A 22,122-nucleotide genomic window follows, 5' to 3' on the forward strand; every position below is an offset into this window, starting at 1 on the left:
TTCTCCGAAGGACTTCCCTTCGGAGAACAAGAAATTATAGAGAAGCTTCAAATTGTTTATATTCGTCGCGAGTTGTAGGTACTTTTACTTCGCCGTTAATAATTTTTTGTTTCCACTCATCAACTTTTTTCAACACGTCTTCAGGAACATTGTTTTTTGTTGTTGGCGCAATACCTACCCCATCTTCTTTTAAGCCGTATTCAACTGCTTGACCGCCTGGGAAATTGCCGTCTTTCGTTTTTGTCGCTAAGTCATATACAGCAACGTCAACACGTTTCACCATAGATGTTAATGTTACACTTTTATCTGTTCCAGGTACTTTTCCTTCTTCATATTGGTCGCGGTCAACACCGATGACCCAAATTTCTTTGTTTGGATCTTGTTTTTTCAAGTCAATCGCTTCAGAGAATACACCGTTTCCTGTCGCACCAGCAGCATGATAAATCACGTCAATGCCAGAAGCGTACATACTCGAAGCAATGGCTTTTCCTTTATCCGCTTTGTCAAATGCACCTGCGTATTGCACTTCAACTGTTGCTTTCGGATTTACAGCCTTTACGCCAGCACGGAAACCGCTTTCGAATTTTTCAATTAATGGAATTTCCATACCGCCAACGAAACCGATTTTATTTGTTTTTGTCATTAAACCTGCAACAACACCGACAAGGAATGAGCCTTCATGCTCTTTAAATGTAATGCTTGCAACGTTCGGTTTTTCAACAACGCTATCAACGATCGCAAATTTGTTATCTGGTTTTTGGTCTGCAATTTCTGTAATGGCATCTGTCATTAAGAAACCGATTCCGAAAATAAGATCAAAATCGTTACGTACAAGTTTATTTAAGTTTGTTGCATAATCCGCATCGCTTTGTGACTGTAAATAGTCATAGCCACCTTTTCCTTTTTTCAAGCCGTTTTCTTCACCAAATTTTTCCAAACCTTCCCATGCAGATTGGTTGAACGATTTGTCATCAATTCCACCTACGTCTGTAACCATCGCTACGCTAAACTCAGACGCTTTTCCTTCTTCTTCTTTCGGCTCTTCTTTTGCTTGTCCGCAACCGCCAAGAAGCATGCCAGCAGTCAATAATAAAGACATCGACAATCCAAAACGTTTTTTCTTCATAAATCATTACCCCCTCAGTTTTGAAATATGGATGAGTAAAAAGTGAAATGTAAAATATCCTTCTCCCTCCAATGTCACCTCCTTAATAGGATAAGCACTTTTATAAGTTACACACGTTTCCGTAAAACGTGGAAGCTAAACTTATCTGATTTGAAATAGTCAATCGAGTATAAAATAGGTTCGTCATTTTCATCAAAATGCATTTGTTTTAAAACTAAAAGTGCTGTTTCTGGCTCACATTGCAAAATCGGTGACACTTTTTCATGATAACCGAGCGGTTCGATGTGGGTAACAGCATACGCGATATACCGATTCGCTTCATTATGTAATATTTCTAATAACGACTCATTTTCATAAGCAATTCCTTTAGGTAAATATTTACAAGGTACTTTATCAATGCAGTAAACGACTGGCTCGTTATTCGCAGTTCGCACCCGCTCAACAACAAGTAAATCTTCCTCTTTATTACATTGAAAGCGCTTTATATCATCTTCAGTCGGTTTCTGAATTGAAGAAGATAAAAAGATCGTTCCTGGTTTGCGTCCCGCTTGGCGAATCATCTCCGTCACGCTACTTAGCTGTTCAATACCTGACGTAAACATCGGCCGGGAACTCACAAATGTCCCCACACCGTGGCGGCGGATGATGACGTTTTCTTCTTCTAATACTCGTAATGCTTCACGCAACGTCGCTCGGCTAACTCCTAATTGTTTTGCTAATTCAAATTCAGAAGGAAGTTTTTCTTTTTCCTTGTATACCCCTTGCTCAATATCCTTTTTAATCCGATCAATGACTTGTAAATATAAGTGTCGATGATCTGTTTTAACAGACATTCACCATCCCCCACCTTAGATATCAGACATCTGATGTTAGACAAATTTCTTATTAATAATATAACATTTTTTTATCTATAAATAAATAGTGAATAAAAAAAATGTCGAAAAAAGTCGTAAGAAATAATATGTAAGCGATTGTAATAATATATCATTATTATGTCCCGTTTATACAAAAAAGAGGCCTATTTTTCAGCCTCTTTTACGACGTTTTTGCTTCATCATTTGACGATACGAGCACAGCGCGCGGTTTACTTCCTTCATAAGGTCCGACGATGCCACGTGCTTCCATTGCATCAATTAAACGTGCAGCCCGGTTATAACCGATGCGGAATCGTCGTTGCAACATCGAAACGGATGCACTTTGCATGTCAATGACGAGCTGAACCGCTTCATCAAACAACTCATCATCGAACGCTTCTTGCGGTTCATCATCTTGCGCCATCATCGTTTCTTCGTATTGTGCTTTTTGTTGTGAAATGACATATTGCACGATGTTTTCTACTTCTTGATCGGAAACAAAAGCACCTTGCACGCGAACAGGTTTGGAAGCACCGACAGGTAAAAAGAGCATGTCACCACGCCCAAGTAATTTTTCAGCTCCTCCCATATCTAAAATCGTACGTGAATCGGTTTGTGACGATACGCTAAACGCGATGCGAGATGGAATGTTTGCCTTAATAACACCTGTAATCACATCGACGGATGGCCGCTGTGTTGCGATAATTAAATGAATGCCTGCCGCACGTGCCATTTGGGCAAGACGGGTAATGGAATCTTCTACATCGCTTGAGGCAACCATCATTAAATCCGCGAGCTCATCAACAATGACAACAATATACGGCAACAGAGGTTGCTTCGTTTCCGCTGTTTCATTATGCCGCTCCATATATTCGTTATACCCTTCAATATTGCGCGTGCCTGTGTGCGAAAATAATTCATATCGCCTCTCCATTTCGCTCACTACTTTTTTTAATGCTTGAGACGCTTTTTTCGGATCTGTTACGACCGGAGAAAGCAGATGCGGAATACCATTATATACACTTAACTCCACCATTTTCGGATCAATCATCATCATTTTTACTTCATGAGGTTTCGTGCGCATGAGTAAACTAACAATGATGGCATTAATACATACACTTTTCCCGCTTCCTGTCGCGCCCGCAACAAGTAAATGTGGCATTTTATTCAGTTCAGCAAGCACCGCTTGTCCGGAGATGTCACGGCCAAGTCCAATTAACAGCTTTGCCTCTTTCTTATCTGCTTCTTTCGCCTCTAACACTTCACGTAAAGAAACCATCGCAATTTCCTCATTTGGCACTTCAATTCCGATCGCTGATTTTCCTGGAATCGGTGCTTCAATGCGAATATCTTTTGCCGCTAGGGCGAGTGCTAAATCGTCACTTAAACTAACAATTTTACTTACTTTCACACCAACATCTGGATACACTTCATATCTTGTGACAGCTGGTCCAATATGCACTTTTGTTACTTTTGCCTTTACACCAAAACTTTGGAACGTTTTTTCAAGTTTGCGAGCATTTTCATAAATACTTTCTTTTTCTCTCGATTGATCAACAGCCTTTGGTGGAGAAAGCAAGTCAACAGGCGGCAACGCATAATCTGTTTCATGTGTTTGCATAAATGCGATCGGATGTTCTTTTTCAACTACTTCGTGAAAATTAGAAATAACAGGTCCTTCGATCATAGTTTCTTCTTCTTTTTCTTCTTTGTCTTCTTGTTCTTCGAGCGCCGTCACCACTTCAATATGCGGTTGCTGTTGTTTTTCTTTTTTCGGACGATTCAAAAATGAACGAACATCAGCAATGACAGCCGTTGTTTGCGTCCGCATAAACGAAAGGAACCACTCTATTCCTTTGCCAGCTGTATCACGCAACGTTTTACCTGTGAGAAGCAACACACCAATGACCAGCAACAATGAAGCAATCCATTTTGTCCCTAATTGATCAAATAAATAGTAGCTTATCGTATACAGTAAAGCGCCAAGCATCCCACCGCCTAAATCAGAGAAAGAGCCACTTTCCCCACGCACATCTGCCCAAAATAATTCCCATGTTGTTCGAATAATGCTTGGATTTACTAATTTCCCATTGCGCGATAAAATGTGAAACAGCGTTTCATGGCTAAACAACAATAATGAAAAGATAATCAAATACAAACCGACAAGAATACGGTGAAAAAATGAAGGCCATGCACGCTTCCAAATGACATATAGCGACGTCACAAGCGCCCCTAATAACGCAACGATATACCACTCGCCCATAAAAAAACGGGTAGCAAAAACGAGCGAACGTCCGACAGCTCCGACATTCGCCATCGCAATGACCGTACATGCTAACATCGTTAAACCGATTAACTCGAAGCGTAACGTTTTTTTCCATTGATCTTGTTTGTTTGTGCGACGCTTATTTTTCTTTCCCATTTCGCCCACTCCAACATGTAAGATGAAAAAGCAGCCAACAGAGAAGCGTGGCTGCTTGTTCTTATTATACCATAAATTGTAGTGATGTCGCATGAAGTTTTGTGCCTGGTTCATACGTCAAATAATGTTTTGGATCGCTACTTAATACACGCACAATTTCATACTCATTCGTTTCTGTTTGTTGCACAAGTAACGTCACTCCGTTACATTGAACGGTGTGGTGTTTTCTATACTCCGTTTCGTTTGTTTGAAAAACTAAAAACTCTGGAACGATGGTATGTAAAATCATTGTAACATTGCCCCTTTTTGATTAGAATGGTCAATGAGTTCTCGTAATTTATACATCGCCTGTGACAGTCCTCCGACTTCATCAATTAAACCGTACTTCACAGCATCTGTTCCTACCACATTCGTTCCGATATCACGCGTTAAATTGCCTTTAGAAAACATGAGTTCTTTAAATTTTTCTTCACTAATGTTTGAATGTTTCACAACAAAGTTCACGACGCGCTCTTGCATTTTATCTAAATACTCAAACGTTTGTGGCACGCCAATGACAAGACCTGTGAGGCGAATCGGGTGAATCGTCATCGTTGCCGTTTCTGCGATAAACGAATAGTCGCAAGACACAGCAATCGGCACACCAATCGAATGGCCTCCGCCGAGCACAATCGAAACAGTTGGTTTGGACATCGAGGCTAACATTTCTGCAATAGCTAACCCTGCTTCGACATCACCACCTACTGTATTTAATACGACGAGCAGCCCTTCAATATTAGGGTTTTGCTCGATAGCCACAATTTGTGGAATAATATGTTCGTACTTTGTCGTTTTATTTTGCGGCGGTAATTGAATGTGCCCTTCAATTTGCCCAACGATCGTTAAACAATGAATCGTTGAATCAGAAGAAAGCTGCGGAACATTCGTTTGACCGAGCTGAACAATGTTTTCTGCTGGAGACGGCTTCGTTTCCTCTTGAGATATATCTCGTTCTTCCATAACAATCCCCTTTCTGTTGCGTGATGTCGTTAGTATACGTGAACATCGACATGTTCATACAAAAAACACCTGCGACACGCAGGTGTTTTCTTGACTTTGAGCATGTTGTTTTATACTTCCATAATAATTGGTAAAATCATCGGTTTTCGTTTTGTTTTTTCAAATAAATATTGGCTAAGTGCATCACGAATGTTTGTTTTTAATGAAGACCATTCAATGACGTAGTCTTCCATACTCTTTTCTACAATCTCTTTCACAATTTTTATAGACTCCCCAAACAACGTTTCCGATTCGCGCACATACACGAAACCGCGTGAAATCATTTCCGGGCCAGCAACGATCCGCTTATCTTGTTTACTTAACGTCACAACAACAATCATTATTCCATCTTGTGAAAGTAGGCGACGATCGCGCAACACAATATTCCCTACATCACCAATGCCCAATCCGTCAATTAAAATTTGGCCACTCGGTACTTTGCCACCGAAACGGGCGTGACCGTTACGAAATTCGATTACTTCTCCTTTTTCAATCAAAAAGATCGCATCTTGGCGAATGCCGACAGCTTGGGCGATTTTTCCATGCGCTTTTTGCATACGAAATTCTCCGTGCACCGGGATAAAATATTTTGGTTTCATAAAATTTAACATTAACTTTAATTCTTCCTGATATCCGTGTCCAGACACATGAACTTGGCGTTGTCCGTATACGACATTTGCTCCTGCACGATATAACGCATCAATCGTTCGAGCAATAAATAGTTCATGACCTGGCATCGGAGAAGAAGCAACGATGACCGTGTCCCCTTCTTTAATGTTGATATATTTATGCGATTGTTTCGCCATGCGCGCTAGTGCTGCCATCGGTTCTCCTTGATTGCCTGTCGTCAAAATGACTAAGTCACGATCGTGGTAACGATCCACTTCATTCATTGAAATGATCATGTTTTCATCCAATTTCAAATATCCGAGACGCACCGCGATATCGATCACCTTATGCATATGACGGCTCATAATCACCACTTTTCGCCGATGATCACGAGCAGCGTGCAACACTTGTTGAATGCGCGTAATATTTGATGCAAAACAAGCAACGATCACACGACCTTGCGCATTGTAAATGACGTCAGAAATCTCTTGACCAACAACCGCTTCAGAACCTGTATATCCCGGCTTTTCTGCGTTTGTGCTATCTGATAATAAACAAAGCACACCTTTAGCCCCAATTTGAGCCATTTTACCGAAATCGGTACGACATATACCAACAGGTGTTTGATCAAATTTAAAATCGCTCGTATATACGATGGCACCTTGCGATGTTTGAATACTTATCCCTAGACAATCTGGAATGCTATGATTCGTTTGGAAAAATGATATGATAGCTTTTTCAAATACGATCTCGCTGTCAGCATGTATTTCGATGCGCTTCGCTTTCGATGTAATCCCTTGCTCTTTTAATTTTTCTTCCATGAGCGCAAGCGTCAATTTTGCTCCGTACACAGGTACAGTAATTTTTCGCAACACGTACGCAATAGCGCCAATATGATCGTCATGACCGTGCGTTAAGAAAATGCCACGAATACGTTCTTGTTGTTCAACTAAGTACGAAATATCAGGAATGACCATATCAATACCGAACATTTCGTCCTCCGGAAACATAAGACCCGCATCAAGGACGAAAATGTCTTCGTCCACCTCGACGACATACATATTTTTTCCTACCTCTCCAACGCCGCCGAGGGCAAACACACGAATTTTCTCTGCTTGTTTCATCGTAAAATCCTCCTACAGTCAACCAAACTCACCCGCTCAAAGTCACTTACATCCATTATAACTGATTCAACAATAAAAAAGAAAGGGATGAATTCCCTTTCTTTTAACCTTGTAACACATGCATCAATTGCAAACGTTCTGATTCAGTAAGTGGCACAAGTGGAAGTCGAACAGAACCAACATCTAATCCCTTCAACTGTAAAGCCGTTTTTACTGGCACAGGGCTTGGCGCAGCAAATAATGCTTTCATGATCGGTAATAGCTGTTGATGCATCGCTGCCGCTTTTGTATTGTCTCCACGCATGAAAGCTTCCATCATTTCTTTCATTTCATTGCCGATAATATGCGAGGCAACAGAAACAACACCCTTTCCGCCAATCGCTAACACAGGAAGTGTCAAGCCATCATCTCCGCTATACAACATGAAATCATCGCGCGTTTTTGCAATAATTTCCGTCATCGCATCTAAATTGCCGCTGGCATCTTTGACGGCTACGATGTTTGGAATTTCGGAAAGACGAACGATCGTTTCAACAGAAATATTGACGACCGCCCGACCCGGAATGTTATACACCATGACGGGCAAAGACGTGCTCTCCGCAATCGCTTTGTAATGCTGATAAATGCCTTCTTGATTTGGCTTATTGTAATAAGGTGCGACGATCATAACGGCATCGACACCGATTTCTTCTGCCTTTTTCGTTAGTTCAATCGATGCACGCGTATTGTTGCTTCCTGTTCCTGCAATGACAGGTACGCGCCCGTTAACAACTTCGACAACGTGGCGAAAAAGCGCCAACTTTTCCTCAGTCGTTAACGTTGGCGATTCTCCTGTCGTTCCAGCGACAACAAGTGAATCCGTACCGTTTTCAATTAAATAATTGACTAATTGCGTCGTTTTCGCAAAATCGATGTTCCCTTTATTGTCAAATGGGGTGACCATCGCTGTGGCAATTTGACCAAATTGAACCACAATTTTTCACTCCTAACTAAAATCGTATTGTTTCTGTTCGGCAAGTTGAAATGCATCGTGCAATGCATTCACCGCTTCTTTTAAATGTTCTTCTTTCACCAGTACCCAAATGGTTGTATGGCTATCAGCTGATTGTAAAATTTGAATGCCACGTTCGGATAACGCAGTAACAATTTTCGCTGTTACCCCCGGAACACCGGCAATACCTGCCCCAACAGTCGATACTTTCGCGCAACCGCGCGTGACAGTTGGTTCATAGCCAAGCTTTTGCAACGTCGCAATGGCGCGATCTGCCACCTCGCTCGATACGGTATATACGACCCCGTTCGGTGAAATGTTAATGAAGTCGACACTAATTCCTTCGTTCGCCATTGCTTTAAATACTTCCGCTTGTAAATCGTAATGTCCCTCTTTTGCTGGCACTTTAATTTGCGTAATGTTTGAAACGTGAGCAATTCCTGTCACTAATCGCTCTTTCACATCGCTTCCTTTTTTCCCAATCGATGTGACAAGTGTCCCTGGGGCATCAGAATACGTCGAACGAATGCGCAGAGGTACTTTCGCTTGCATCGCAATTTCGACCGCACGTGGATGAATGACTTTCGCCCCTTGATATGCCATATTGCAAATTTCTGTATATGTCACGACATCAAGTGGTCGTGCATTTTCTACAATACGTGGGTCTGCTGTCATCACACCTTCAACGTCGGTAAAAATGTCAATCCATTCCGCACCTAGTGCAGCGCCGAGTGCGGCTGCTGACGTGTCGCTCCCACCGCGTCCAATCGTTGTCACATCTCCGTTTTCAGCAGCACCTTGGAAACCTGCGACAACGACCACATCATGCTCTTTTAGCGCACGCAACAACCGCTCACAACGCATATCGATAATTTTCGCATTCGTATGATCATTGTTCGTGCGAAAGCCTGCTTGTGCTCCGGTAAAGGCTGTCGCTTTGATCCCATGTTTATTTAACATGTTTGTAAAAACGACGCTTGAAATAATTTCCCCACACGCCATTAATAAATCTTTTTCACGGTTTGTCACATATGCATTGGCTCCGTCAATGAGGCTAAGGAGCGTATCCGTTGCATACGGATCCCCTTTTCGCCCCATCGCTGAAACGACGACAACAACTTTATATCCGTCTTCCAACGCTTTTTCAATATGTTTACGCGCTAAATTTCGGCCGTGTTCATCACGAACAGACGTACCGCCAAACTTTTGAACGATAATTTTCAACGTCAACACCTCGATGCTGATTTTACGCTTTCACAATCCCTAATTTTAAAAGACTTTCAGCAATTTGAACAGAGTTCCATGCCGCTCCTTTTAACAAGTTATCAGAAACGATCCATAAATGGAACCCCGTATCGCGATGTAAATCTTTGCGAATACGACCAACGAATACGTCATTTTGTCCTGTTGCATACAACGGCATTGGATAAAGTTGTTCGCTTGGATCGTCTTGCAAGACAACGCCCGGTGCTTCTTTTAGGAGCGACTGGATTTGCTCGACCGTTACTCCTTCTTTTTCTACTTCAATGTAAACGGATTCTGAATGCCCTACCATCACCGGAATGCGTACGCACGTTGCTGCTACTTCCAACTCAGGCATATGCATAATTTTTTTCGTTTCATTAATCATTTTCATTTCTTCAAATGTAAACCCATTATCTTGAAACTTATCAATTTGTGGAATGGCGTTAAATGCAATCGGATAATGTTTACGATCCGATTTCACCGGTAAAATTTCTGGTGTCACTTCTTCTCCATTTAACATATGCGCAGTTTGCGTTTTTAACTCTTCTACCGCTTGTGCTCCTGCTCCTGACACTGCTTGATATGTCGAGACGATCACGCGTTTTAATCCAAATGCTTGACGAATCGGCTCAAGCGCAACGACCATTTGAATCGTTGAGCAGTTCGGATTCGCGATAATGCCGTTATGCCAATGTAAATCGTTTTCATTGACTTCTGGAACGACGAGCGGAACGTTTTCGTCCATGCGAAATGCGCTCGTATTATCAACAACAATTGCCCCTCGTTTTACCGCTTCAGGAGCAAGTTGCTTCGATACCGCTCCTCCTGCACTAAATAATGCGATATGCACGCCTTCAAAGCTTTCTGGCTTTGCTGCTTGCACTTCAATTTCTTCACCTTTAAACATGACTTTTTTTCCAGCTGAACGCTCTGATGAAAGTAAAGATAATTTAGCAATGGGGAAGTTTCTTTTTTCTAACGTTTGCATCATTTGCTGTCCGACAGCTCCTGTCGCGCCAACGACAGCGACATGTAATCCTTTTTGCTCCATCTCTTCTTCTCCTTCCAACTGATAGACAATTTTAATATCATTTATTTTAGCACATTCATTCATAAAGGAGAGACGTTTTTTATAAATTTTCTTGCAACTGTTTATTTATGAGCGACGATATTCAACGATGACGGGCTGAATTTGCCGACCTTCTAGCGCTGCTTCTACTGTATCGAGCAATAAAGACATATGAGCCACCATCGAATTTGGTTTTTTAAATGGATCATCTTGCCCAAATGGAATAAAGTAAATATTTTTTGCCGCCATCAATCGCATTAAATTCACTCCATTTAAACCGAGCGCGTCGTTTGTCGAAATGCCGATCACAACGGGACGATGGTTGCGCATCGTCGCTTTCGCAGCCATTAGTACAGGAGAATCTGTCATTGCGTTCGCTAATTTGCTCATCGAATTTCCAGTTAATGGTGCAATAACCATACAATCAAGCGGTAATTTCGGTCCTAACGGCTCCGCCTTTACAATTGTATCAATGACTTGATGACCTGTCATCTCTTCAAGTTTTTTCACCCATTCTTCTCCTCTGCCAAATCGTGTATTTGTCGATTGTACAGTATAGGAAACGATCGGAATGACGTCTGCCCCTCTAGCAATTAGTTTTTCAATTTCCGGCATCACCGCATCATATGTGCAATGTGATCCCGTTAACCCGAAGCCAATACGCTTTCCTTGTACGTTCATTTTTTATTCTCCTTTCTTTTTTTCAAATCTGCTGAAAGAAGTTGTGCTAATACGTTCGCGACAATTTGTCCCGCTGTTTTCGGGGCGACAATACCAGGAAGCCCTGGAGCTAATAATGCTTGAATGCCGCGTTTTTCCGCATATCGAAAATCCGTTCCGCCCGGTTTTGACGCTAAATCGATAATGAGCGTATGAGCAGGCATTTTCGCAATGACGCTTGCGGTTACAATGGGATGTGGGATCGTATTAATACAAACGTCAATATCTTTCACGTGTTGTTCTAAATCGTTTAAATGAAACGGTTCGAGCGCCATCTCTGCAATGCGCGCTAAATGTTCGGAGCGGCGGGCCCCCACTTTTACTTTCGCTCCTAAAGCCGCAAACGTTCGGGCAACGGTCATACCTACACGACCTAACCCTAAAACAGCAACGCGTGATCCATGAATTGTCACATCTGTATGTTGAATGACCATCATGATCGTTCCTTCTGCCGTAGGAATCGAGTTATAAATAGCGACATCATCCCTTTCGAATAGTTGAACATGTTTTCGTCCGACCGACTTAACGACACGATCTAAATAGTCGTTGGTAATCCCTGAGTAAACGGTACAATGCATCGGGGTCTGGCGGAGTAATTCTTCTGTAAACGTCATTTTTTCGTTTGAAAATACCGTTTGAATTTCACCATCCATACTCGTTCCGTGAACAGGTAAAATGATAGCATCCACTTCGTGGAAATCGACTTCGTGAATTTTCATTTTCGTTACCCCAGCAAAGCCATGGTCTAATTGATCGAAGCCAACAAGTGACAATCTCGCGTCAAGTTCCATCAATTTCCGAATGACTTCAAGCTGCCGAGCGTCCCCACCGATGATCGCAACGTGCATTCCTGTCAGCATGAGTTCATTCACCCTCTTATACATCTAGTTTTTTGCCCATCGTTACTTTCACATCTTATGATATCGGTCATAAAACGGTGAGCGGAAAATGAAAAAAGACACCCCTTCAGGTGTCTAGTCATCGACATCAATTAAAATCATATCAGAGCCGATCTTTTTTACACGACTCCACGGCACGCGTATATCTGTCCCATCTTTCCGAAAACCGAACCATTTTGTTGTCGGAATTAAAAGTGCTTGAATTTGCCCCGTTCGCTCATTGATTTCTAAATCTGTTTGTCCTAGAATACCGAGGCGCTCTGCTCGCTTCATATCGACAATTTCTTTCCCGCTTAATTCACTTAATCGCATACGACGTCCCCCTTTCTTTATCATTGTAGAAAAAAGAGCATAAAAAAATGCCTGCAAGTTTATTGTTGCAGGCTTTTTGGTAATGTTCCTTCCGGACTAATGAGGGCAACGGAAAAGTCGTCTGTAAAAATCGTTTGCGCCATGCGATCAACGCTTTCTTTTGTCACGCGATCAATGCTTTCAATGATTTCATCAAGCGAGCGATGACGACCGAGCAACAGCTCATTTTTTCCATTTCGGCTCATACGACTATTTGTACTTTCTAAACTTAACATTAAGTTCCCTTTCATTTGCTCTTTGCTATTTTCTAACTCTTTTTCGGTAATGCCATCTTGTTTTAGTTGTTCAATCGTTTGTTGAATCGTATCGAATAAAAGATCAAGCTGGTGGCTTCCTGTCCCTCCATAAATCGTGATCATTCCTCCGTCGCGATAGGCGGAATGGTAAGAGAAAACAGAATAAGCTAATCCACGTTGCTCACGAACTTCTTGGAAAAGACGGCTACTCATACTTCCACCTAAAATGTTGTTTAAAATAATTAAACTATAAATATCTTCATGCCCAATTGGCAATCCATTAAATCCAATACATACGTGCGCTTGTTCTGTCTCTTTTTTACGCGCGATTTTATGCGGGTAAAACGTTGGTGCGATATGCGCATCGTTACCTTTTTGTCTCGTAAATGAGCCGAAGTAAGCTTCAACTTGTTGAATGAACGACTCATCGACATTTCCTGCGATTGAAATGACAACACGATCGGGCGTATACGATTCATGCATATATTGTCGTAACGTATCCCCCGTAAACGTCGCTAACGTTTGCTCCGTTCCTAAAATCGGATAGCCGAGCGGATGATTTCCATAACTTGCCTTACTTAATAAGTCATGGACGAGATCATCTGGCGTATCTTCATACATTTTAATTTCTTCGAATACGACATTTTTTTCTTTTTGTAACTCTTCATCTACAAACGTAGAGTGGAAAAACATATCGGCTAGTATATCTAACGCAAATGATGCATGTGTATCTAATACTTTAGCATAGTAGCACGTATATTCTTTTGACGTAAACGCATTGACTTGACCGCCGATGCGATCAAACGATTCCGCAATATCACGAGCTGAACGCGTTTTCGTTCCTTTGAAAAACATATGTTCAAGAAAATGCGAAATGCCATTGTTTTGTTCGTTTTCATTGCGTGATCCTGTGCCGATCCAAATTCCGATCGCTACAGAGCGAACAGTTGGAATATGCTCGAGTACAACTCTTACCCCGTTTTGACACGTATATGTTTTAATCAAGTCCCTTCCTCCTACTTTTTACAATTCTTTCCTCACTTAATAATGTAGACACATTGTCAATTGCGTATTCTTGTTTTTGTAATGATTGAATTAACGGCTCTAACGCCTTTACCGTTGATACAGTCGGATGCATTAAAATCATCGCTCCGTTATGCACTTTTGATGTTACTCGTTCCACTATAACAGAAGGCGATGGTTTTTGCCAATCAATTGTATCGACCGTCCATAAAATCGTGTACATCCCAAGCTCATGGGCGATATATACAACATCATCTCGATAGCTACCGCTTGGTGGAGCGAATAGACGAGGTTGAATACCTGTTGCTGCTTCAATTGCATCGTTCGTTTTGACGATTTGTTCCCGAATCGCTTGTTTACTCATCGTTTTCATATCTGGATGGTTGTACGAATGATTGCCAATTTCATGACCGGCATCAGCAATCATTTTTGCCAGTTGAGGGTTTTCTTTTACCCAACGCCCTTCTAAAAAAAATGTGGCACGTACGTTGTATTTTTCAAGAATATGTAACATGCTCGGGATATGTTCGCTTCCCCAAGCAACGTTAATTAGAAAAGAGACCATCGGTTTATCTGGATGTCCCCGATAAATAGGTGATGGAGGTAAATCCGACAAATGAATAGATGGTGATACTTGTTTATATACAAGCTGTTGTTCAGAAAATGTTCCATTTTGTTTCATTTGCTTATATGATGCCTCAATATCTACTTCTAATCCGTTGTAGCCAGGGATTGCTTTCCATACACGATCAACTTTCGCATTTTGCGCAGGAATGTTATATTGTTTTGCCCGTTCGATAACTTGAATATATAACGGATCACCTTGTTTTGCCACCGTCATATGCCGTAAATCATGGATGTACGTTGTCGTCCACGGATTTTGTACAATTATGGCCGACACACATATGATGATCGTTAAAAAAAACGCTCGCCGCACGCTTCGTCCCCTCCTTTTCTAATAAAGAGGGTATGAGTAAGAGGGACAAGGTAGAACGAGCGCACAAAAATTTTACACACAGCAAAGAAGCCAAGGGGATGCGAACCCAAGGCTCCGGTTTTATTGCTCGGCTTCTTTTTGATCGCGTAACACGGCCTTGCGTGATAAGTTTACACGACCTTGTTTATCAATTTCTGTTACCTTTACTAAAATTTCATCACCGATGGAAACGACATCTTCTACTTTTCCGACGCGTTCCTCCGCTAATTCTGAAATGTGCACAAGACCGTCTTTTCCGCTAAACAATTCGACAAACGCTCCGAATTTTTCAATTCGCTTGACTTTTCCTAAATATACTTGTCCAACTTCCACTTCACGAACGATATCTTCTATGATCTTTTTCGCTTTTTTGTTCATGTCTTCATTTACTGATGAGATGAAAATAGTTCCATCTTGTTCAATATCAATTTTCACGCCAGTTTCTTCAATAATTTTGTTAATTTGTTTTCCGCTTGGACCGATGACGTCACGAATTTTATCCGGATTAATTTGCATCGTTAAAATTTTTGGTGCATATGGTGACAACTCTTTACGCGGTTCACTAATCGTTTGCATCATATGTTTTAAAATTTCGAGGCGACCTTTACGCGCTTGTTGCAACGCTTCTTCTAAAATTTCACGCGACAATCCTTTAATTTTAATATCCATCTGCAAGGCGGTAACTCCCTTTTCCGTACCAGCCACTTTAAAGTCCATGTCACCAAGGTGGTCTTCCATGCCTTGAATGTCCGTTAAAATCGTATAATGTTCGCCACTTTTCACAAGTCCCATCGCAATACCAGCAACCGGTGCTTTAATTGGCACTCCCGCATCCATCATAGCAAGCGTGCTCGCACAAATGCTCGCTTGAGACGTTGAACCGTTTGACTCTAACACTTCGGATACAAGGCGAATCGTATATGGAAACTCTTTTTCAGACGGAATGACTGGTTCAAGCGCGCGTTCACCAAGCGCTCCATGCCCAATTTCCCGACGACCTGGTCCACGCATTGCTCCTGTTTCTCCAACGGAGAATGGCGGGAAGTTGTAGTGATGCATAAACCGTTTCGTTTCTTCAATGCCAAGCCCATCTAAAATTTGCACATCGCCAAGTGCTCCAAGCGTACATACGCTAAGCGCTTGTGTTTGGCCGCGTGTAAACAAGCCGGATCCGTGCGTGCGTGGTAAAAGTCCAACAGCTGACGAAAGTGGGCGAATTTCATCGACTTTTCGTCCGTCTGGGCGTACTTTTTCTTCTGTAATTAAGCGGCGCACTTCTTCTTTCACAAGTTTATATAAAATTTCTTTTACTTGCTTAATCGTTTCTTCGTCTGCTTCTTGCTCTTCATATGAAGCAACAACTTCCGCTTTTAATTGTTCAATCGCTGCTTCACGGGCCAATTTTTCAGGCACTTGAACTGCACGTTTCACTTCGCCTTCGACACGAGCGCGAATATGTGCTTCGAGCTGAGGGTCGAGTTCATAAAGGATCACTTCCATTTTTTCTTTGCCCACTTTTGCCGCGATGTCTTCTTGGAAGGCGATGAGACGCTTAATCTCTTCATGTCCAAACATGATTGCTTCAAGCATGACTTCCTCTGGTACTTCGTTTGCTCCGGCTTCAACCATGTTGATCGCATCTTTTGTCCCTGCAACAACAAGATGCATATCGCTTTGTTCCATTTGTGCGACAGATGGGTTAATGACAAACTCCCCGTTGACGCGACCAACTGTCACTCCTGCAATGGGTCCTTCAAAAGGAATATCAGAAATCGTTAACGCTAACGAAGAACCAAACATGGCTGCCATTTCTGGTGAGCAGTCTTGATCAACGCTCATCACCATGCTGACAACTTGCACTTCATTACGAAATCCTTCTGCAAATAGCGGACGAATCGGGCGGTCGATGAGACGGCTCGCTAAAATCGCTTTTTCGCTTGGACGCCCTTCTCGTTTAATAAATCCCCCCGGAATTTTACCGACAGCGTATAAACGTTCTTCATAATTAACCGTTAACGGAAAAAAATCCACGCTTTTTGGTTCTTTCGACGCTGTGGCTGTGCTCAATACGACCGTATCACCGTAGCGAACTAATACAGCGCCGTTTGCTTGTTTGGCTAATTCGCCAATTTCAACGGTTAACGGCCGACCCGCCCAGTCGATCGAAAACACATGTTTTTCTTGTTCCATATAAACCGAGTACCCCTCTCTATGTACAAATGAAAAATCGTATTTGTTTTAGTATAATCAAATATCGGTGCAAATACTAATAAAAAGCGGGAATGCTCCCGCTTTTTACTTATCGGCGTAATCCGAGTTTGTTAATCAATTCACGATAACGGTTGATGTCTTTGTTTCGTAAGTACGTAAGTAAGTTACGACGACGACCAACCATTTTCAAAAGACCACGACGAGAATGATGGTCTTTACGATGAACGCGTAAATGATCGTTCAAGTTGTTAATTTGCTCTGTAAGGATAGCAACTTGTACTTCAGGAGAACCTGTGTCAGTTTCGTGAATTTTGAACTGGTTGATGATCTCGTTTTTACGCTCTTGTGTTAATGCCATCCTTGTTCACCTCCTCTTTTTTCAGCCCCAATTACCGAGCAAACGGCGGTGACTCGTATTGCCCAGCAATGGTTAACATACATTAAATAGAATACATGTTTTTCCGATAAAATGCAAGGGGATTTTGAAAATATTCGCGTGCCGCTTCAACATCGCGATGAATTTGTTCGATCAGTTCATGTACAGAAGAAAACGCCCGTTCGTCACGCAATCGTTTATGCCATTGGATTGATACGCTCATACCGTAAATGTCTGCTGAAAAATCGAATAAATGCACTTCAATCGTTGGCTCTTTCGGCTGTTCCGTCTGAAATGTCGGCTTATATCCAACGTTACATACTCCCGTCCACATTTGATCGTCGATCGTGACCGTTACCGCATACACCCCGATACGCGGAATGATGTAATCATCGTCAAGCGCAACATTTGCTGTTGGAAATCCGATTGTACGCCCACGTTTATCCCCATGAACTACTGTGCCTGTCACTTCATATAATCGCCCAAGCAAATGTGGCAGTTGCTCCACATCCCCTTTAGCTAAACATTGGCGAATATATGTCGAGCTAATTTTCTCTTCACCAAACATTTGTTTTGGAATGACCGTTTGCGTAAATTGTTCACGGGAATGAAACGGCAATGTTTCCATCGTTCCTTTCCCTAAACGACCGTACGTAAAGTCAAAGCCAGCTACCACATGTTTGACACCAAGCCCAATAATATATTCGTCAACAAATTGTTGCGGTAATAAATGGGCAAATTCAGGCGTAAATTGAACGATGTATAAATAATCTACCCCAAGTTTTGCAATTTGTTTTTCTTTTTCTTTTAAAGGTGTAATAAAACGGACATGTTGTTGTGAGCGTCCAAGTACGACAGACGGATGCGGATGAAACGTCATGACCGCACTTTTGTATTGATGATCATCGGCAATTCGCTTCGCCGTCTGAATAACTTTTTGATGTCCAAGATGAACACCGTCAAAATACCCGAGTGCCATGACGAGCGGATCATCGTTTTTTTGATTTAACGGATGGGACAGCCAAATCGTTTTCATCGTTTTCACCTACAATATTTTTAAAGGTTTCATATAGCTTTGCTTTGTCGGATGAGGCATGTAAATTGCTAACGCTTCGCCTTGCTTGTTTATCATCAATAAATGTGCAGGCATAGAAGAGAGGGCAGGTAAAACCGACCCGTTTTTTACTTTTTTCTCTTCCTCATCGCTCAGTACGTATGTCGGCAAATGGGCTAACGCTCGGTCAATCGGCAAAAGCAACGTATGCGCTGTACCATTTTCTATATGTTGTTCAATGTCAGCAAACGTCACACATTGATCGAGCGTAAACGATCCAGACGCTGTGCGAACGAGATGGGACATATGTGCTGGATATCCAAGCTGTTCGCCTATTTGAACGGCAAGCGTGCGCACATATGTCCCTTTACTACACGTCACTCGAAAACGAAACGATATACGCCCACCTGCAAATACTTGTCTGTTATCGAGAAGTTGCAACTCGTAAATATAGACGTTTCGTTTCGGCCGTTCAACGTCAATCCCTGCCCGTGCGTACTCATACAATTTTTTCCCATTTACTTTTACTGCAGAATACATCGGTGGGATTTGCTCAATTTCCCCTGTCAGTTTATTAAATACATGTTCAATTTCATGACGAGCGATCGGCCGCTCCACCGATTTTATTGAAACAACATCACCCGATGCATCTTCTGTTGTTGTTGCTATCCCCAGCGTCACTTCCCCTTCATACGTTTTTTTCTCTGCTGTTAATAGTTCAACAATTTTCGTCGCTTTGCCGATACAAATCGGCAATACGCCACATACGTCGGGATCGAGCGTTCCTGTATGACCAACTTTTTTCGTTTGGAATAGTTTACGAATACGCATGACACAATCGTGCGACGTCATGCCAGCAGGTTTATGTAACAATAACACTCCGTCCATCACTTCACCTCTAAAATAGCGGAAATGGATAGACCCACGTCTATCCATTATTCTTCTTTATGTTCTTTTTCTTCGGAAATTTGTTTAATTAAACTTTCAATGCGTTGTCCGTAATCGATTGTTTCATCAATTTCAAAGTAAATTTCCGGCGTCTTGCGTAAACGAATACGCTGACCAATTTCTGAACGGATAAATCCCGTTGCTTTTGCTAATCCTTTGAGCGTATTTTTCTTTTGTTCTTCATCTCCAAGAACAGAAATATACACTTTTGCTTGTTGTAAATCGCCCGTTACTCGAACATCCGTTACAGTAACGAAACCGATACGTGGATCTTTCAGTTTGCGTCCGATAATATCACTTAATTCTTTTTTCATTTGTTCGCCTACACGTGTGGCTCGCAAACTCATCATCATCACCTCGATTAAAACCACTCAAATGTTGTAACCGTTCGCTCGATTTCTGGAAACGAATCGATCAATTGCAACGCACGTTGAAGTTCTTGTTCTGTCGCTGTCCGCTCAGCTGTAATAGCTACAATTCCAAGCTTCGTTCGTTGCCATACGTTTTGATAATCTACTTCGGCTACGGATATATTATATTTTTGTTTGAGCCGTGTGACAATGCGTTGCAACACGGCTCGCTTTTGTTTCAATGATTGAACGTCGTAAATGATACATTCACATTCGACGTACCCGATCATTTTCGTGCCACTTCTTGCATGACATATGCTTCAATAATGTCGCCTTCTTTAATATCATTAAAGTTTTTAATCGTTATACCACACTCGTATCCTTGTGCCACTTCTTTCACATCGTCTTTGTAACGTTTTAATGTATCGATTTGTCCTTCATAAACAACGATGCCTTGACGAATGAGGCGAACGCTACTATCGCGCGTAATTTTTCCATCTGTCACATAGCATCCTGCGATCGTGCCGACTTTCGATACTTTAAACGTTTGACGAACTTCTGCTTGACCGATCACTTTTTCTTCGTACTCTGGATCAAGCATACCTTTCATCGCTGCTTCAATTTCTTCGATAACTTTGTAAATGATACGATGGAGACGAATGTCTACTTTTTCTGTTTCTGCTACGCGTTTAGCATTCGCATCCGGACGAACATTAAAGCCGATAACAATCGCATTCGATGCAGATGCAAGCATAATGTCGTACTCTGTTACAGCGCCAACACCAGAGTGAATAATTTTAACGCGTACACCTTCTACTTCAATTTTTTGCAATGCGGCAACAAGCGCCTCAACAGAACCTTGAACATCAGCTTTGACGATAATGTTTAATTCTTTCATTTCGCCTTGTTTAATTTTTTCAAACAAGTCATCTAGGCTCACGCGCGCTTTGACGCTTCGTTGTTGCACAATTTGTTTTTGGGCACGTGCTTCGCCAATTTGACGCGCTTTTTTCTCATCTTCAAATACCATAAAGCGATCGCCCGCTTGCGGTACTTCGTTTAATCCGGTAATTTCGACAGGTGTCGATGGACCTGCTTCTTTCACACGGCGACCGAGATCATTCGTCATCGCCCGCACACGGCCATACGTATAGCCGACAACAATTGGGTCACCGACACGTAACGTACCAGATTGAACGAGAAGGGTAGCAACTGGTCCGCGACCTTTATCTAATTTTGCTTCAATGACCGTTCCTGTCGCACGGCGATTTGGATTTGCTTTTAATTCTTCCATTTCGCTAACAAGCAAAATCATTTCAAGTAAGTTGTCAATTCCTTCTCCTGTTAACGCTGATAATTTACAATAAATTGTATCTCCGCCCCATTCTTCTGGAACGAGTTCGTACTCCATTAATTCTTGCATGACGCGGTCTGGGTTTGCCGTTGGCTTGTCGATTTTATTGACTGCGACGATGATTGGAACTTTTGCGGCTTTCGCATGGTTAATCGCTTCAACTGTTTGTGGCATCACTCCGTCATCTGCTGCGACAACAAGAATGACGATGTCGGTTACTTGCGCTCCGCGTGCACGCATCGTTGTGAACGCTTCGTGACCAGGCGTATCTAAAAACGTAATTTTTTTGCCGTTAACAACGACTTGATATGCACCGATATGTTGCGTAATGCCGCCCGCCTCTTGTTCCGTTACTTTCGTATGACGAATTGAGTCAAGCAACGTTGTTTTTCCGTGGTCAACGTGCCCCATAATCGTGACGACAGGTGGACGCTCGACTAAATCTTCTGGGTTATCAACAATTTCAATCGTCTCAAATTCTGTTTCGTCAACGGTTACTTTTTCTTCGACTTCTACACCGTAATCTGAGCAAATGAGCTCAATCGCATCTTTGTCTAAATCTTTGTTAATTGTTGCAATAATGCCGAGCATAAATAGCTTTTTAATAATTTCAGAAGGTTCTTTACCTAGTTTTTTCGCTAGTTCAGCAACCGTTAATGATCCTTCAAATGTAATTTTTTTCGGAAGCTCTTTTTCCTTTTTCTTTTGCACGTCTTGTTGTTGTGGAGCTTGCTGAGGTTTTTGTTTTTTATTTTTTTTGTTATTAAAAATTTTCTTTTCTTTTTGTTGAATTTGCAAGTCGTGTTTTTTCCCTTCGCGATTTTTTACTACTGCTTTTTTAATTGGCACTTTCGTTTGAATGACTTCATCTTCATCTTCTTCAAACTGTTCTAAAACAGGCTTTTTGACTGGTGCCTTCTTTTCTTCTTTTTTCGCTTCTTGCTTTTGTTCTTGTTTTTGCCCGTTTTTAAATGAACGATCTAATTGCTCAACAACATCTGCTTCAATCATCGTCATATGGTTTGACACATCGATGTTCATTTCTTTTAGTTTATGGATTACGTCTTTACTTGACACATTATGTTTTTTGGCATACTCGTATACACGCATTTTTGACATACATTC

21 protein-coding genes are annotated in these 22,122 nt (G+C 41.8%); all 21 read right to left on the reverse strand.

Translation table 11 applies throughout. The features are described 5' to 3' along the window. Positions 1–34: 34 nt before the first annotated feature. Complete coding sequence (locus ASC42_RS06675) at positions 35–1,126, reverse strand: BMP family lipoprotein (protein ID WP_055441101.1); 1,092 nt, start codon at positions 1,124–1,126, stop codon at positions 35–37. A 107-nt stretch (positions 1,127–1,233) separates the two neighbouring features. Next, the gene (locus tag ASC42_RS06680) at positions 1,234–1,959 is read right to left on the reverse strand and encodes a GntR family transcriptional regulator (RefSeq protein ID WP_035047735.1); all 726 of its coding nucleotides are present in this window, start codon (positions 1,957–1,959) and stop codon (positions 1,234–1,236) included. Between the two features lie 202 nt (positions 1,960–2,161). Next, on the reverse strand, positions 2,162–4,402 hold the full coding sequence (locus tag ASC42_RS06685; protein WP_055441102.1) for a DNA translocase FtsK: 2,241 nt from the start codon (positions 4,400–4,402) through the stop codon (positions 2,162–2,164). 64 nt (positions 4,403–4,466) lie between these two features. Next, a complete protein-coding gene (locus ASC42_RS06690; protein WP_032099670.1) occupies positions 4,467–4,691 on the reverse strand; it encodes a YlzJ-like family protein in 225 nt (74 codons plus the stop codon). Next, on the reverse strand, positions 4,688–5,401 hold the full coding sequence (locus ASC42_RS06695; RefSeq protein ID WP_032099671.1) for a ClpP family protease: 714 nt from the start codon (positions 5,399–5,401) through the stop codon (positions 4,688–4,690). Before ASC42_RS06695 ends, ASC42_RS06690 begins: the two co-directional genes overlap by 4 nt. A 110-nt stretch (positions 5,402–5,511) precedes the next feature. Further along, positions 5,512–7,173, reverse strand: coding sequence for a ribonuclease J (locus ASC42_RS06700; RefSeq protein WP_055441103.1), 1,662 nt, complete (start codon positions 7,171–7,173; stop codon positions 5,512–5,514). A gap of 103 nt (positions 7,174–7,276) precedes the next feature. Further along, positions 7,277–8,146 (reverse strand): 4-hydroxy-tetrahydrodipicolinate synthase, encoded by an 870-nt coding sequence (gene dapA / locus ASC42_RS06705; RefSeq protein ID WP_055441104.1) that lies wholly within the window; start codon positions 8,144–8,146, stop codon positions 7,277–7,279. A 12-nt stretch (positions 8,147–8,158) separates the two neighbouring features. Next, a complete protein-coding gene (gene dapG, locus ASC42_RS06710; RefSeq protein ID WP_055441105.1) occupies positions 8,159–9,388 on the reverse strand; it encodes an aspartate kinase in 1,230 nt (409 codons plus the stop codon). Positions 9,389–9,410: 22 nt separating this feature from the next. After that, positions 9,411–10,460: an aspartate-semialdehyde dehydrogenase gene (gene asd, locus ASC42_RS06715; protein WP_055441106.1), complete on the reverse strand. Its 1,050-nt coding sequence runs from the start codon at positions 10,458–10,460 to the stop codon at positions 9,411–9,413. 105 nt (positions 10,461–10,565) lie between these two features. Continuing rightward, the gene (gene dpaB / locus ASC42_RS06720) at positions 10,566–11,159 is read right to left on the reverse strand and encodes a dipicolinate synthase subunit B (protein ID WP_055441107.1); all 594 of its coding nucleotides are present in this window, start codon (positions 11,157–11,159) and stop codon (positions 10,566–10,568) included. After that, entirely contained in the window at positions 11,156–12,058 is a 903-nt protein-coding gene (gene dpaA, locus ASC42_RS06725) for a dipicolinic acid synthetase subunit A (RefSeq protein WP_245191153.1), read from the reverse strand. Before dpaA ends, dpaB begins: the two co-directional genes overlap by 4 nt. A gap of 114 nt (positions 12,059–12,172) precedes the next feature. Further along, complete coding sequence (locus tag ASC42_RS06730) at positions 12,173–12,409, reverse strand: YlmC/YmxH family sporulation protein (protein WP_004891000.1); 237 nt, start codon at positions 12,407–12,409, stop codon at positions 12,173–12,175. A 59-nt stretch (positions 12,410–12,468) separates the two neighbouring features. Beyond that, on the reverse strand, positions 12,469–13,710 hold the full coding sequence (locus tag ASC42_RS06735; protein ID WP_055441109.1) for a M16 family metallopeptidase: 1,242 nt from the start codon (positions 13,708–13,710) through the stop codon (positions 12,469–12,471). Next, positions 13,703–14,665 carry a polysaccharide deacetylase family protein gene (locus ASC42_RS06740; protein WP_055441110.1) on the reverse strand — a complete coding sequence of 321 codons (963 nt, stop codon included), beginning with the start codon at positions 14,663–14,665 and terminating at the stop codon, positions 13,703–13,705. Before ASC42_RS06740 ends, ASC42_RS06735 begins: the two co-directional genes overlap by 8 nt. Before the next feature lie 120 nt (positions 14,666–14,785). Further along, on the reverse strand, positions 14,786–16,894 hold the full coding sequence (pnp, locus tag ASC42_RS06745; protein ID WP_055441111.1) for a polyribonucleotide nucleotidyltransferase: 2,109 nt from the start codon (positions 16,892–16,894) through the stop codon (positions 14,786–14,788). A gap of 109 nt (positions 16,895–17,003) precedes the next feature. Continuing rightward, positions 17,004–17,273 carry a 30S ribosomal protein S15 gene (gene rpsO, locus ASC42_RS06750; RefSeq protein WP_004891005.1) on the reverse strand — a complete coding sequence of 90 codons (270 nt, stop codon included), beginning with the start codon at positions 17,271–17,273 and terminating at the stop codon, positions 17,004–17,006. Between the two features lie 82 nt (positions 17,274–17,355). Then, positions 17,356–18,327, reverse strand: a complete 972-nt coding sequence (gene ribF / locus ASC42_RS06755; RefSeq protein ID WP_055441112.1) for a bifunctional riboflavin kinase/FAD synthetase — start codon at positions 18,325–18,327, stop codon at positions 17,356–17,358. A gap of 9 nt (positions 18,328–18,336) precedes the next feature. After that, a complete protein-coding gene (gene truB / locus ASC42_RS06760; RefSeq protein WP_055441113.1) occupies positions 18,337–19,233 on the reverse strand; it encodes a tRNA pseudouridine(55) synthase TruB in 897 nt (298 codons plus the stop codon). Positions 19,234–19,280: 47 nt separating this feature from the next. Continuing rightward, positions 19,281–19,640: a 30S ribosome-binding factor RbfA gene (gene rbfA, locus ASC42_RS06765; RefSeq protein WP_003394813.1), complete on the reverse strand. Its 360-nt coding sequence runs from the start codon at positions 19,638–19,640 to the stop codon at positions 19,281–19,283. Between the two features lie 14 nt (positions 19,641–19,654). Then, positions 19,655–19,933, reverse strand: a complete 279-nt coding sequence (locus ASC42_RS06770; protein WP_032099683.1) for a DUF503 domain-containing protein — start codon at positions 19,931–19,933, stop codon at positions 19,655–19,657. After that, positions 19,930–22,116 (reverse strand): translation initiation factor IF-2, encoded by a 2,187-nt coding sequence (infB, locus tag ASC42_RS06775; protein WP_055441114.1) that lies wholly within the window; start codon positions 22,114–22,116, stop codon positions 19,930–19,932. The genes ASC42_RS06770 and infB overlap by 4 nt, the downstream gene beginning before the upstream one ends. Positions 22,117–22,122: the final 6 nt, after the last annotated feature.

Origin of the sequence: Anoxybacillus suryakundensis (assembly GCF_001418025.1) — a bacterium.
In the GTDB taxonomy this organism is placed as follows: domain Bacteria; phylum Bacillota; class Bacilli; order Bacillales; family Anoxybacillaceae; genus Anoxybacillus; species Anoxybacillus tengchongensis.

Excerpts from the sequence above, each read along its gene's own strand:
- rpsO (WP_004891005.1), bottom strand. The coding sequence starts at position 17,273 with ATGGCATTAACACAAGAGCGTAAAAACGAGATCATCAACCAGTTCAAA.
- ASC42_RS06675 (WP_055441101.1), bottom strand. The coding sequence starts at position 1,126 with ATGAAGAAAAAACGTTTTGGATTGTCGATGTCTTTATTATTGACTGCT.
- ribF (WP_055441112.1), bottom strand. The coding sequence starts at position 18,327 with ATGAAAACGATTTGGCTGTCCCATCCGTTAAATCAAAAAAACGATGAT.
- infB (WP_055441114.1), bottom strand. The coding sequence starts at position 22,116 with ATGTCAAAAATGCGTGTATACGAGTATGCCAAAAAACATAATGTGTCA.
- pnp (WP_055441111.1), bottom strand. The coding sequence starts at position 16,894 with ATGGAACAAGAAAAACATGTGTTTTCGATCGACTGGGCGGGTCGGCCG.
- rbfA (WP_003394813.1), bottom strand. The coding sequence starts at position 19,640 with ATGAGTTTGCGAGCCACACGTGTAGGCGAACAAATGAAAAAAGAATTA.
- ASC42_RS06680 (WP_035047735.1), bottom strand. The coding sequence starts at position 1,959 with ATGTCTGTTAAAACAGATCATCGACACTTATATTTACAAGTCATTGAT.
- ASC42_RS06690 (WP_032099670.1), bottom strand. The coding sequence starts at position 4,691 with ATGATTTTACATACCATCGTTCCAGAGTTTTTAGTTTTTCAAACAAAC.
- ASC42_RS06685 (WP_055441102.1), bottom strand. The coding sequence starts at position 4,402 with ATGGGAAAGAAAAATAAGCGTCGCACAAACAAACAAGATCAATGGAAA.
- dpaB (WP_055441107.1), bottom strand. The coding sequence starts at position 11,159 with ATGAACGTACAAGGAAAGCGTATTGGCTTCGGGTTAACGGGATCACAT.
- ASC42_RS06770 (WP_032099683.1), bottom strand. The coding sequence starts at position 19,933 with ATGATCGGGTACGTCGAATGTGAATGTATCATTTACGACGTTCAATCA.
- ASC42_RS06695 (WP_032099671.1), bottom strand. The coding sequence starts at position 5,401 with ATGGAAGAACGAGATATATCTCAAGAGGAAACGAAGCCGTCTCCAGCA.
- dpaA (WP_245191153.1), bottom strand. The coding sequence starts at position 12,058 with ATGCTGACAGGAATGCACGTTGCGATCATCGGTGGGGACGCTCGGCAG.
- truB (WP_055441113.1), bottom strand. The coding sequence starts at position 19,233 with ATGGACGGAGTGTTATTGTTACATAAACCTGCTGGCATGACGTCGCAC.
- ASC42_RS06700 (WP_055441103.1), bottom strand. The coding sequence starts at position 7,173 with ATGAAACAAGCAGAGAAAATTCGTGTGTTTGCCCTCGGCGGCGTTGGA.
- asd (WP_055441106.1), bottom strand. The coding sequence starts at position 10,460 with ATGGAGCAAAAAGGATTACATGTCGCTGTCGTTGGCGCGACAGGAGCT.
- ASC42_RS06730 (WP_004891000.1), bottom strand. The coding sequence starts at position 12,409 with ATGCGATTAAGTGAATTAAGCGGGAAAGAAATTGTCGATATGAAGCGA.